This is a genomic window from Agrobacterium sp. LY4 (assembly GCF_001526585.1).
GTDB classification, from domain to species: domain Bacteria; phylum Pseudomonadota; class Alphaproteobacteria; order Rhizobiales; family Rhizobiaceae; genus Agrobacterium; species Agrobacterium leguminum.
Window position 1 is genome coordinate 35,676 of sequence record NZ_ASYA01000054.1, and the last position, 12,066, is coordinate 47,741.

A 12,066-nucleotide genomic window follows, 5' to 3' on the forward strand; every position below is an offset into this window, starting at 1 on the left:
CTATGCGCAACCACTATCGAAACATTATCGAAAAAGAACGCCTTGGCGAGCGCCCGGCGCGCTTATGCGATGCTTTAAGTTAGCATCGCAACGTCTTGTCATTTAAGGAAGAATTTGGTGGGTGATGTAGGGCTCGAACCTACGACCCGCTGATTAAGAGTCAGCTGCTCTACCAACTGAGCTAATCACCCGACCGGCACCGTGTGGCGGTGTGAGGGGGCGTATAAAGGGGAAGTTTGGGCTTGTCCAGCGCGGAAATGAAATTTCTTCGATTTTTGTGACGAAAAAATTTCAGTCGCGCTGGAAAAGTCTGGAAATCCGGGGTTTTACGGATTTTTCCTTTTATTCATCCGCGCCTGAAAGCCCGGCCGATAAGGATGAGGATGCAGGCGCCGATGAAGCCGGCGATGAGATAACCGAGCCAACCCGTCAAAACGATTCCAAATACCGAAAGGATGGCGTTGGCGACGATCGCGCCGACGATTCCGAGAAGGATGTTCATGAAAACACCCATATTGCTTTTCATGAATTGTTCGGCGAGCCACCCGGCGACACCACCGATGATGATGGCTGCGATCCAGCCAATGCCAGCAGATTCCATGATTTCCTCCCATGTTGCTGCATCATCAAAGGTGATGATTCTCGTGGTGAAAAGCAAGGCAAACTCCTGAAAACCTCGCTTTATGCGGGTGGTTTTCCGCGCGGCAGGCGCTAAAAAGCCTGATGCGGCGCAAAGAGACGAAAGGCATGGATGTGCGGTTGATGATCGGCGGATTGATGGACGGCAGAAGGATGTTCGACGGCCTGGCGCCGGATCGGCGGCAAAGGAGCGCCATGGCGGCGATAATGGCCATGGTGCTTTTTCTGGCTGGCGGTCTCTTGTCGGCAATGCCGGCGGCGGCGCAGGGGGAAACAACATCGCCCGCCCCGGTGGCGATCCAGGCCTCGACCGTCGAACAGGCGAGGGCGGAGCTGGAGAAATGGAAGGCCGATGTCGCGGCCATCGCCAAACAGGTGGAAGCGGGCGGCAGCGACGATGTGCAGCTTGTGGACCTGAAGGGCCGCGCCGACACCATCGCCGCCGATGCCGCTGCCGCCAACACCAAGCTGCGCACCCGTCTCGACCAGATCAAGACCCGGCTGGATGCGCTGGGTGCGGCGCCTGCGGACGACCAGCCGCCGGAAGCGAGCATGGTGACGGAGGAGCGAAACCGGCTGACGGCGGAACGGGCCGAGGTGAACGCGATTGCCGGGGAGGTGGAGAGCACGGCCACCAATGCCGCGCAGATTTCCAATAACATCACTGCCGTCCGCCGGGCGCTTTTCGCCGCCACGCTGTTCAAGCGCACGGAAGTTTCAGCGCAGACGCTGGGCGATGCCTCCTCCGCCTTTCTGACCGAATTGACCAACCTCAACAACGCTTTCAGCAGTTGGGCGAGTTTCGTCTGGAATTACAAGCGCCTGCCGATGTTCGGGGCGGTGACGCTGTCGATCATGGCCGCCCTGCTGTTTCTCGTGGGCGGTTACCGCTTTTTCGGCAGCCGCATGGACCGGCGGGCCTTTACGGGCGAGCCTTCCTATCTGAGACGGCTTTCGGTGGCCTTCTGGTCGACGATGGTGCAGTCGCTGTCGCTGTTCCTGTTTCTCGTCACCTCCGCCTTCTTCCTCGATAATTTCAACGTGCTGCGGTCAGACATTGCGCCGATCCTGTTCGGGGCGATGGCGATCACCGGTTTCGTTTATTTCGTCTCGCGGCTGAGCTATGCGATCTTTGCGCCGACGCAGCCGGAATGGCGCCTTCTGAAGGTGTCCAACAAGGGCGCGCACACGCTGTCCTCGGCGGTGCTGCTGATGGCGCTCGTCAACGGGCTCGACTACCTGCTCGGCACGATCAGCGAGACGCTTTATTCACCGCTGATCGTCACGGTTGCCAAAAGTTTCCTCGCCTCGATCATCATCGGCCTTATCCTGCTCACCGTATCGTTCCTGCGGCCGGTGATCGGCGAGGGGCAGGATTACGAGACCGGCAACCAGCGCCTGCCGCGCTGGCTCGTCATCCTGCTGCGGGTGGGCGGCCTCATTCTCATCGGCGCCTGCCTGACGGGTTATGTCGGGCTTGCGCGCTTCCTTGCCACGCAGATCGTCGCCACCGGCGCGGTGCTGGCGACGATGTATATCGGCATTCTTTCGGGCAAGGCGATTTCGCGACAGGGCGCCTTTGCGGAATCGCTTGCCGGCCGTTATCTCGCGCGGCGTTTCGGTCTCGGCGTGGTGGCGCTCGATCAGGCCGGTCTTGCCGCGGGGCTTGGCATCTATGCCGTCGCGCTTGCCTTCGGCGTGCCGCTCATCCTGTTTTCCTGGGGCTTCCAGCCGGGCGACATCGAAAGCTGGGCCTATCGCCTGTTGACCGGCATCACCGTCGGCAATGCCTCCATTTCGCTGATCGGCCTTTTCGGCGGCGTCCTCGTCTTCGCCATCGGTTACATCATCACCCGCTGGTTCCAGAAGTGGCTGGACAATAACGTCATGGCGCGCGGCCAGGTGGATGCCGGGGTGCGCAACTCGGTCAAGACCGGTATCGGTTATCTCGGTATCGCAGTGGCGGCCATCTTCGGCGTGTCTTCGGCCGGTCTCAACCTCTCCAGCCTGGCGCTGGTGGCGTCGGCCCTTTCGGTCGGTATCGGTTTCGGCCTGCAGAACATCGTCTCCAACTTCGTCTCCGGCCTCATCCTGCTGGTCGAACGCCCCTTCAAGGTGGGGGACTGGGTGGTGACAGGCACGACGGAAGGCACCGTCAAGCGGCTTTCCGTGCGCGCCACCGAAATCGAAACCTTCCGCGGCCAGTCGATCATCGTGCCGAATTCGGAATTCATCAATTCCTCGGTCGGCAACTGGACTCACCGCAACCGCATCATGCGTGCGGAAATTCCCGTTTCCGTCTCTTACGATTCCGATCCGCAGAAGGTGATGGATATTCTGCTGGAACTCGTGCGCGCCCAGCCGCCGGTGCTGCGCAATCCCGAGCCGCATGTGGAGTTCCTGCGCTTCGGCGATTTTTCGCTGGATTTCGAACTGCGTTTCCACCTTGCCGATCTCTCCAACGGTCTTGGTGTGAAAAACGCGCTCCGTATCGCAATCCTCCAGCGCTTCCGGGAGGAGGGGATCGACATCCCGTTCCCGCAGCGCAACCTCAACATCCACGTGGAAGGCGACGCCAACCCGCAGATGCTGGCGGCGCTGCTTTCGGAGGAGGGCGACAAGGCGGTGGTGGCCCATACGGGCGCGGCATCGCCCGTTGCCGGCACTGTGCCGGAAAAGGATGCGGGCAAGGCAGGTGATAAGACGGGCGACAAGGCCGTTGCGGAACAGCCGACGGCGGCGAAGGTGGTCGGCAAGGACAATTGAGCGGCTGCGGCCGATGTCGATCAATGGGCCGCCGGTATCGGTTCAGGTGGGTGCGCGACCATGTCTCGCACCCGGCTGCGTTGCTGTGAATGATGGGTACTTCCCGGGACAGCTTTTTACTTTGATGGAGGTCGGATATGCCCGGCCGCCGTCATGAAAAAATAATCGAAATACCCGCAATGACTGTATTGTTATGTAAACTGTAAGTTGATACATTATGGTTATTATTTAGTTTATTTCTTTCCTGTCGGGGTTCAAATGCCGGATCCAGTCGATGAGAATGCCCAGCCTGCCCAGCCTGCCCAGCCTGCCCAGCCTGCCCAGCCTGCCCAGCCTGCCCAGCCTGCCCAGCCTCCGGGCCCGGTTCCTGCAAAAACATCTCTTCGGGAGAAGCTGAAGGGGCTTTGGGCGTGGACGCAGCCCCATGCAGCCCGGCTGTCCCTTCTGACGGCGGGGGTCGTTATCGGCTCGGCGGGTCTGTTTTTCCTGATGGGTGAGACGGATGTGACCGACGATTACCTGCCGAAGCGCTGGAACGAATCCATCCGAAGGCTGGGCATAACGCCGGTCTATCCGCCCCAGGAGGACATTTATGTCGGCGATATCATCGCCGAAGTCGTAGATTCAGGCCATAAATTCAAATCGCTGCCGGACGATCTCCAGAGCGAATCCTTCATTGGCCGCTACGTCAAGGTGACGCAGATACCGCATCTTCGACAATACCTTTCCCTGAAATCGGAAGCCCCTTATTTCGGTGACAATACCTGGCAGCAGGGTGAGGAAAAGCTTGCCCTTTCGCAGCCGCGCAGCGAAGTCCAGAATAATGGCACGACCTCGGGTCTTGAGGTGAAGGATGTGCTTTTCCCGGTTATCAAGATCGAGCGCAGGGAAGGCATGGCCGGGCTCTGGAACACTATCGGTTTCGGCGGCGCGCGTGCTGATGTCGAGGAAATCGAGCTTCAGAACGTCCAGACCTACGCCATCAATCCTTTTCACGCTCAATACGCATTGATTCAGTTTTGTGCCGGCGAGAAGACGCAGCTCCTTTGTAACGATGAATATCTGCGCGAGAAGCTCTCCTATATTCTCGGCCGCGACATTTTGAGGAGTGCGGAAACCAAAGATTGCGGTCTGCGCTACATCTACGACATCCGGCTGCTTGTGGTGCGCCAGGCATTCCTGACGCGTGGCGTGAAGGTCACCAACGGCCGTGGCCGGTTGATTGCGGCCGATCTGGCCGGTAGCAAGCCGGACATGAAGCAATTGCAGGATGCCGTGAATTCGGCGGCAACCGACCGGCCCAAGGAAACCCCGGCTGACGCTGCCGTGAAGGAAAAGCTCGCTGCTGAAAATGCCATCCGCAGCGCCAATAGTTCTGGCCTGTTCTCCGAACGTCGTTTTGCCCGACCCCTCGTTATTGGCTTCAATTCCGTTTCGCTGGGTATGCGTGGCAGTACGCCTGCTTGGAGGGACGATCTGGCAAAGGCAGCCGCCGATAAGAAAGTAAAAGGCACGACGCTGGCATGCGCGACATCGACGGAGGTGCAGAAATGAAAAACGCATCGATTTTGTTCGGACTGTTCTGCTTCTTTCTCGCCAGTACTCAAAATGCCCTCTCGCAGCCTGTTGGTGGCGATGTTTCCCCGATCAACGCCGATTGCCAATTTGAGATTCCGCCTTGCGAAACTCCAATCGTCAGTGTTCCAGGTAAGCCTCCGGTCTCTCCACCACCGGCAGCAGGCGGAGGAGGCATTCACAATCTGCCCGGAGCCCCCGTTTTCAAGGAAACGATAATTATTCCGGGTAATAACATGCTCGAAGAATTCAAACTGGATCAGCCCAAGATGCTTGAGATGCAGAAGCAGCTTCAGAATCGGTCTCCCTGATACCGGATCGATACTCTCCAGCCTGTGTCGCCGTTTCCACAGGGGCGGCGGCAGTCGCGCCAAAGCCCACCCCGATGGCGGCAATTTCTTCCCTGTCGCAGCACCCTATGGCCATGTCGCAATCAGGCGGCTGAACAACCCGCAAGCGCTTCATATTCCTCCCATCCAATGTCGGCGGAATAAGGCAAGGCCGGCGCTTTTCAGGGGTTCTGTAAATGAAGACACATGCACGGGCGGTGGTGATCGGTGGCGGCGTCGTTGGCGTTTCGACGCTTTATCATCTTGCCAAGAAGGGCTGGAGCGACAGCGTTCTCATCGAGCGCAAGGAGCTGACCTCGGGTTCCACCTGGCATGCGGCCGGGCTCCTGCCGCTGTTCAACATGAGCTATTCCGTTGGCCAGATTCACAAATATTCCGTGAAGTTCTATGAGGAGCTTCAGGAAGAGACCGGCATGAATGTCGGCTTCTCCAAAGTCTCGAATATCCGTCTCGCCCGCACCAAGGATCGCTGGGACGAATATATGTATTATGCCGGCATCGCCGAGACCATCGGCGTGCGCGTCAACATGCTGACGCCGGAGCAGGTGAAGGAAATCTGGCCGCTCTGCGAGACGGACGGTCTGCTCGGCGCCATCCAGCATCCCGACGACGGTTATATTCAGCCCGCCGATCTGACGCAGGCGCTCGCCAAGGGCGCGCGTGATCGTGGCGCCACGATCTATCGCAACACCACCGTCACCGCCATCGAGCAGCTGGAAGACGGTCACTGGAAGGTGACGACCGACAAGGGTGAGATCGTCGCCGAGCATATCATCTCCTGCACGGGCTCCTTCGCCCGCAAGACCGGCGAGATGGTCGGCATCAACATTCCGGTCATTCCGGTCGAACATCAATATATCGTCACCGAGCCGCACCCGGCCATTCAGGAGCGCCGTCGCCAGGGCCTGCCGGAAATGGGCGTGCTGCGCGAATCCGACTCCGCCTGGTATATGCGCGAGGAAGCGGGCGGCCTGATCCTCGGTCCTTATGAAATCGGCGCACCGGTCTGTTATGTCGACGGTCCCTCCGACGACAGCGAATATGAGCTGTTCCAGGAGGAACTCGACCGCCTGATGCCGCATATCGAAACCGCCATGGTGCGCGTTCCGGCCTTCGGCGAAGTGGGCATCAAGAAAGTCTATAACGGCGCTATCGCCTATACGCCTGACGGCAACCCGATTGTCGGCCCCGCACCGGGCCTGAAGAATTTCTGGCTGAACGAAGGCCATTCCTTCGGCATCACCGCTGCCGGTGGCGCTGGCTGGCAGCTGGCCGAGTGGATCGTCGACGGCGAGCCGACGCTCGACCTGATGGGTGTAGACCCGCGCCGCTTCGGCCCTTACGCAACGGAAGGTTACCTCATCGCCAAGAACGAGGAAGCCTATGCCAACGTCTTCACCATGCATTATCCGGATGAGGAGCGCTCCGCCGCCCGTCCGCTGAAGACGACGCCGGTTTATGACCGCCTGAAGAAGCTCGGCGGCGTGTTCGGCTCGGTCTATGGCTGGGAGCGTGCCAACTGGTATGCGCCGGAAGGTTATGCGCTGCGCGAAGAAGATCTCGGCGTGGGTGCCGATGTCATCACCAGCCACAACCATGCGCCGGCCTTGGATGACGGCCGTATTGTCGAGAAATGGTCGTTCCGCCGCTCGAATTATTTCGAACATGTCGGCAACGAGGTGAAGAATGTTCACCAGAATGTCGGCGTGCTCGATATGTCGGCCTTCGCCAAGATGGAGGTTTCCGGCCCCGGTGCGCGGGCATGGCTCGACAGCATTCTCGCCAATGCGGTGCCAAAGAAGCGCGGCCGTATCGCGCTCACCCATCTTCTGACGCCGAATGGCGGCGTGAAGGCGGAATTCACGGTCTATGAATGGGCGCCGGGCCGCTTCTACATGGTTTCGGCCGGTGGTCTCGAAGCGCATGACCATGACGTGCTGCGCCGCCTTGCGCCCACCGATGGTTCGGTTGTGCTGCAGCCGATCACGCAGAAATACGGCGTGCTGGTGCTTGCCGGTCCGAAGTCGCGCGATCTCCTGAAGAAGCTGACCCGCACCAGCCTTGAGAACAAGGATTTCCCCTGGCTCACCGGCAGGCAGATTTCCGTCGGCGTGGCGACGGCGCATGCGCTGCGCGTCAACTTTGTGGGCGAGCTTGGCTGGGAACTGCACCACCCGATCGAGATGCAAAACTACATCTTCGACCGGCTAATGGAAGCGGGCGCCGAATTCGGTATCAAGCCCTTCGGTATCCGCGCCATGGTCTCGATGTCGCTCGAAAAATCCTATCGCAACATGGGGCGTGAACTGTCGGTCGAATATAACGCCTATGAATCGGGTCTCGACCGCTTCCTGCGCCCGGAGAAGAGCTTCATCGGCCGCGATGCGCTGGTGGCCTACAAGGAAGCCGGGGTGAAATGGGTGTTCTCGACGCTCACCGTATCTGGCAATACGGATGTCGATGCGCGCGGTTCGGAAGCGATCTTCGATGAAAGCGGCGCGCTTGCGGGCCGCGCGACGAGCGGCGGCTTCGGCTGGCGTCTCGGCAAATCCATCGCGCTCGCCATGCTCAAACCGGAATATGCGGCCGTGGGCACCAAGCTCAAGATCCGCATTCTCGGTACGTCCTATGATGCCGAAGTGGTGGAAGAAAGCCCGTTCGACACGGACAATGCGCTTCTGCGCGCCTGAGACAAAATATCCCCTCCCAAAGTCGGAATACGGCCCCTCGTGGGCCGTATTTCCGTTTAGGTAAGCATGTGCTCAACTGGCTTTCCGGCAAAAGTGTTATTAATGATTCTGAAAAATGAGCCTGCTATCTTTCCCTGACATACGATGGGGGATCGGGGCAGAATGAATTTTCTAGGCATTACGGGCATGCAATATTCTGGCGTGCCTTTTACCAACAGCCGCATCTTGCTGGCGGAAGATACCAATGTGTTCACCCAGATGGTGAGCATGCGCCTGAAAGAACTGCTGGGCGTTACCGTGGAAGTGTGCCGCAATTTCGAGGAATTGCAGGCCTGTTACGAACATTCTCCCGAACCGGTGACGCTGGCGATTTCCAACATCAACCTGCCGGGGGCGGAAAAGGGCGAGGCGCTGGAATATCTGATCGATCTTTCGATCCCGACCATCGTTTTCACCAGCACTTTTCATGAGGCGACGCGCGAAACGCTGATCGCCAAGGATGTGGTCGATTACATCCTGAAGGACAATATTTTCGCCGTGGATATGCTGACGGAATCCGTCTGCCGCTTTCTCACCAACCACCGCCATCACGTGCTGATCGTCGATGACAGCCCGACGGCGCGGGCGCTGCTTTCGAGCCGTCTCAAGCGTTATAATTTCCGCGTCAGCCTGGCCGACAGCGGTGCGAAGGCGCTCGAGATTCTGAAGGCCAATCCCGATATCGGCCTCGTGGTGACCGATTACAACATGCCCGATATTGACGGCTTCGAACTGACGCGGCGCATCCGCACCGTCCGTGGGTCGCACGAGCTGCGCATCATCGGGGTGTCGTCCTCCACCAACCGGCTGCTTTCGGCGCGGTTCCTGAAGGCGGGCGGCAACGATTTCATGCTGCGCCCCTTCATCGACGAGGAGTTTTATTGCCGGGTCAACCAGAACCTCGATACGCTGGTGCAGATACAGCTGGCGAAAGCGGGGGTAAGGCCGGCGGCCTGAGCCCAGGCTTTCCCCGTTAAAGCTGCGATTCCAGCGGCAGGAAGCGCATGATACCGGCAACGATGCGGCGGCTGATGGTGGCGTCGGGTTCGCGCCGGTATGTCCTTGTGCGCCCCTGTTCTTCCGTCATCCAGACGATGTGCCTGCCTTTGTCGATTTCCAGCTCGAAACTCATGGTGCGACGGATTTCGCCCGCGAATATCTCGTCCATGCGGGCAACCAGCGGGGCCGAGTTGAAGACGACGCCCATTTCCGTATTCAGCGAGGCGGAACGCGGATCGAAATTGAGTGAACCGATATAGCCGGTCCTGCCGTCACGTGTGAAAGCCTTGGTGTGCAGGCTCGCCTGTCCCGAGCCGCGCAGGGTGAAGTTGGACTGATCTGCCTGCGCGCGCAGCTCGTGCAGGCGCACCCCGCCGGAGAGAAGCGGTTTTCGATAGCGGGCATAACCGGCGTGCACGGCGGCCACATCCGTCGCGGCCAGCGAATTGGTGAGGATGGCGACCGACACGCCGTTCTCGGCGAGTTGTAGAAATATCCCCACGCCCTGTTTGCCGGGAATGAAATAGGGGGAGGTGATGTGCAGGCTGTCGCTTGCCGCCTGCATCAGCGGCAGCAGGCTTTCCATCAGGAAGTTATGACCCTTGCGGCGTTTGCCTGCCGCTTTTTCCGGTGGGTCGGCGAGGATATCCGCCGCCTCGACCCAGTGCAGACGGTCCGACATCAGGAAATGGTCGCGGCCATACTGGCTTTCGACGCGCTCCAGATAGGGTTTTGCCGCTTCGCTTTTCGGCAGGGCGTCCAGCTCGCGCCGCAGCCTTGCGAGTTTGCTCGGCCTGCGTGCCAATAGCGAGCGGACGGGCACGGAAACGGCGCTGTTCCAGTAATCGTCGAAGATTTCCGTGGCGTCGGCGACGATCCTGCCGAAGCCGAGGATATCGAAATCGTGGAAATTTGCCCGCTCGGCAGCGTCGAAATAGGCGTCGCCAATGTTGCGCCCGCCGACGATCACGGCCCGGCCATCGGCAATCCAGGCCTTGTTGTGCATGCGCCGGTTGACGCTTCGGAAGCGCAGCACCAGCTCGATGCTTCGATGCAGAATGTTTTCCCGCGCCCGGGTGGGGTTGAACAGTCGCAACTCGATATTCGGATGGCTGTCGATGGCGTGGAAGATGCGGTCGGAGATGGAGACGCCGAGATCGTCGAGCAGCAGGCGCACGCGCACGCCGCGATCGGCGGCGGCGATGACTTCGCGCATCATCAGCCGTCCGGTCAGGTCGGCATTCCACATGTAATACATCAGATCGAGGCTGCGCCCGGCGGCACGCGCCGCCGCCACGCGCACCGCAAAGGCATCGAGGTTGGAATGCAGCAGGCAGAGCGCATTTTTCTCGTTCCAGCCGTTTCTTATCGATTGCCAGTGCCGGTCCAGCGTCGTTGCGTCTTCGGCAAGGGGCAGGGCGGTGGAAGGACGCTTTGGAATGGCCTTTTCCCGCTGTTTGCCGATGACGACAAACAGGCTCGGCCCGATGACCATAAGAAGAATGACGATGAAGACCGTAAATGCAGTCACTTGTTTTGATCGCTCCCGGCCCGAAGAGTATCAGCCGGGATGAAAACGCGCGAGGGGATAAAGCGTTCACGGCATCTTGTGCCATCGGCGTGAAAAAGACGCGTTTTCCACGCGCCGAAAGGGCTTGTGAATCACATAAGTGTGTGCTTATGTGTTGTCATGACAGAGAACGATATTTTCCGGGCGCTGGCCGATCCGACGCGCCGCGCCATTTTCGAAAAGCTGGCGGATGGCGCCATGAACGCTTCCGCCCTGCGTGAGGGGATCGAGATCAGCCAGCCGGCCATGTCGCAGCATCTTTCAGTGTTGCGCGGGGCAGGGCTGGTGGTCGAGAAGCGGCAGGGCCGTTTCGTTAATTATGAAGTGGATCCGGACGGGCTGACGCGCATTGCGGCCTGGCTCGGCAAATATCGCGCCTACTGGCCGCAGCGCATTGAGGCTCTCAAACTCCTGCTGAAGGATATGGACCAATGAACAGGCAGACACCGGAAGCGCCGAAGAACGGCATCGAGCTTGAATATGATCTGGACGAGCCGCCGCAAAAGGTCTGGCGCGCCATCAGCATTCCGGCGTTTCGTGAAAACTGGCTGCCGAATGAGGCTTTGGCGGAACCCGATGCGATCGATATCAAACCCGGCGAGGAGGTTCGCTACCGGCTGCGTGAGGATAATCCGCCATTTCTGGAAAGCACCGTCACCTTCAGGATCGCGGCGAATGCCCATGGCGGCACCAGCCTGCGCATCATTCATGACCTGCCCGTCAATACCGACCGGATGATAAAGGCCGCTGCAAACCATAACGGTTCGCCGATCAAGCTCGCCGCCTGATCCGGAACGTCCCCCGACATTTCAACGACAGGAGTTCGCCGATGCGCGAAGCGATGCAACTCGTCCCTATGGTAGTCGAACAATCGTCAAGGGGAGAAAGGTCTTTCGATATCTATTCCCGCCTGTTGCGGGAAAGGATCATCTTCCTCAACGGCGAGGTGAACGATGCGGTTTCGGCGCTGGTCTGCGCGCAATTGCTGTTTCTCGAGGCGGAAAACCCGAAGAAACCGATCCATCTCTATATCAATTCGCCGGGCGGTGTGGTGACCAGCGGTCTCGCCATGTATGACACCATGCATTATATCCGCGCACCGGTTCATACGCTCTGCATGGGAACGGCCCGCTCCATGGGGTCGTTTCTGCTGATGGCGGGTGAACCGGGCGAGCGGAGCGCCCTTCCCAATGCCAGCATCCACATTCATCAACCGCTGGGCGGTTTCCAGGGGCAGGCGTCGGACATGCTGATCCATGCCGAAGAGATGCGGCTGACCAAGCACCGCATGACGCGGCTTTATTCCGAGCATTGCAAACACAGCTATGAAAAATTCGAAGCGGCCATGGACCGGGATTTTTTCATGACGGCGGAGCAAGCTCTGGAATGGGGCCTGATCGATCGCATTCTGGGCGTTCGTGAGGATGTCGCGGCATAA

The 12,066-nt window shown here is 59.3% G+C and carries 10 protein-coding genes and 1 tRNA gene; 8 read left to right on the forward strand and 3 right to left on the reverse strand.

What is annotated here, in order from left to right:
* Positions 1 to 115 precede the first annotated feature (115 nt).
* Together L904_RS25620 and L904_RS25625 are read right to left on the reverse strand one after the other, a co-directional pair.
* Positions 116 to 191: transfer RNA gene (locus L904_RS25620), tRNA-Lys, on the reverse strand.
* Between the two features lie 155 nt (positions 192 to 346).
* Positions 347 to 601 carry a GlsB/YeaQ/YmgE family stress response membrane protein gene (locus L904_RS25625; RefSeq protein WP_003524764.1) on the reverse strand — a complete coding sequence of 85 codons (255 nt, stop codon included), beginning with the start codon at positions 599 to 601 and terminating at the stop codon, positions 347 to 349.
* A 122-nt stretch (positions 602 to 723) separates the two neighbouring features.
* On the opposite strand from L904_RS25625, the gene L904_RS25630 reads away from it, so the two are divergent.
* From L904_RS25630 to L904_RS25650, 5 genes are all read left to right on the forward strand, one after another.
* Positions 724 to 3,405, forward strand: coding sequence for a mechanosensitive ion channel family protein (locus tag L904_RS25630; RefSeq protein ID WP_059762705.1), 2,682 nt, complete (start codon positions 724 to 726; stop codon positions 3,403 to 3,405).
* 258 nt (positions 3,406 to 3,663) lie between these two features.
* A complete protein-coding gene (locus L904_RS25635) occupies positions 3,664 to 4,959 on the forward strand; it encodes a hypothetical protein (RefSeq protein ID WP_245285009.1) in 1,296 nt (431 codons plus the stop codon).
* Complete coding sequence (locus tag L904_RS25640; RefSeq protein ID WP_155272835.1) at positions 4,929 to 5,291, forward strand: hypothetical protein; 363 nt, start codon at positions 4,929 to 4,931, stop codon at positions 5,289 to 5,291. Before L904_RS25635 ends, L904_RS25640 begins: the two co-directional genes overlap by 31 nt.
* Before the next feature lie 215 nt (positions 5,292 to 5,506).
* On the forward strand, positions 5,507 to 8,020 hold the full coding sequence (locus L904_RS25645) for an FAD-dependent oxidoreductase (protein WP_059762706.1): 2,514 nt from the start codon (positions 5,507 to 5,509) through the stop codon (positions 8,018 to 8,020).
* Between the two features lie 162 nt (positions 8,021 to 8,182).
* On the forward strand, positions 8,183 to 9,016 hold the full coding sequence (locus L904_RS25650; protein ID WP_031233782.1) for a response regulator: 834 nt from the start codon (positions 8,183 to 8,185) through the stop codon (positions 9,014 to 9,016).
* A gap of 16 nt (positions 9,017 to 9,032) precedes the next feature.
* Here L904_RS25650 and L904_RS25655 read toward each other — a convergent pair whose 3' ends face one another.
* Complete coding sequence (locus L904_RS25655; protein ID WP_020809894.1) at positions 9,033 to 10,589, reverse strand: phospholipase D family protein; 1,557 nt, start codon at positions 10,587 to 10,589, stop codon at positions 9,033 to 9,035.
* A gap of 159 nt (positions 10,590 to 10,748) precedes the next feature.
* Here L904_RS25655 and L904_RS25660 point away from each other — a divergent pair, with 159 nt between their 5' ends.
* Genes L904_RS25660 through L904_RS25670 form a run of 3 tightly spaced genes read left to right on the forward strand, consistent with a single transcriptional unit; the run spans position 10,749 to position 12,066 of the window.
* The gene (locus L904_RS25660) at positions 10,749 to 11,063 is read left to right on the forward strand and encodes a helix-turn-helix transcriptional regulator (RefSeq protein ID WP_003524773.1); all 315 of its coding nucleotides are present in this window, start codon (positions 10,749 to 10,751) and stop codon (positions 11,061 to 11,063) included.
* Positions 11,060 to 11,416 carry an SRPBCC domain-containing protein gene (locus L904_RS25665; RefSeq protein ID WP_020809896.1) on the forward strand — a complete coding sequence of 119 codons (357 nt, stop codon included), beginning with the start codon at positions 11,060 to 11,062 and terminating at the stop codon, positions 11,414 to 11,416. Before L904_RS25660 ends, L904_RS25665 begins: the two co-directional genes overlap by 4 nt.
* 41 nt (positions 11,417 to 11,457) lie before the next feature.
* The gene (locus L904_RS25670; protein ID WP_020809897.1) at positions 11,458 to 12,066 is read left to right on the forward strand and encodes an ATP-dependent Clp protease proteolytic subunit; all 609 of its coding nucleotides are present in this window, start codon (positions 11,458 to 11,460) and stop codon (positions 12,064 to 12,066) included.

Bases quoted from the DNA above. Each gene is read 5' to 3' on its own strand.
- L904_RS25635 (WP_245285009.1), top strand. From the start codon at position 3,664: ATGCCGGATCCAGTCGATGAGAATGCCCAGCCTGCCCAGCCTGCCCAG.
- L904_RS25660 (WP_003524773.1), top strand. From the start codon at position 10,749: ATGACAGAGAACGATATTTTCCGGGCGCTGGCCGATCCGACGCGCCGC.
- L904_RS25640 (WP_155272835.1), top strand. From the start codon at position 4,929: ATGCGCGACATCGACGGAGGTGCAGAAATGAAAAACGCATCGATTTTG.
- L904_RS25645 (WP_059762706.1), top strand. From the start codon at position 5,507: ATGAAGACACATGCACGGGCGGTGGTGATCGGTGGCGGCGTCGTTGGC.
- L904_RS25630 (WP_059762705.1), top strand. From the start codon at position 724: ATGCGGCGCAAAGAGACGAAAGGCATGGATGTGCGGTTGATGATCGGC.
- L904_RS25650 (WP_031233782.1), top strand. From the start codon at position 8,183: ATGAATTTTCTAGGCATTACGGGCATGCAATATTCTGGCGTGCCTTTT.
- L904_RS25625 (WP_003524764.1), bottom strand. From the start codon at position 601: ATGGAATCTGCTGGCATTGGCTGGATCGCAGCCATCATCATCGGTGGT.
- L904_RS25670 (WP_020809897.1), top strand. From the start codon at position 11,458: ATGCGCGAAGCGATGCAACTCGTCCCTATGGTAGTCGAACAATCGTCA.
- L904_RS25665 (WP_020809896.1), top strand. From the start codon at position 11,060: ATGAACAGGCAGACACCGGAAGCGCCGAAGAACGGCATCGAGCTTGAA.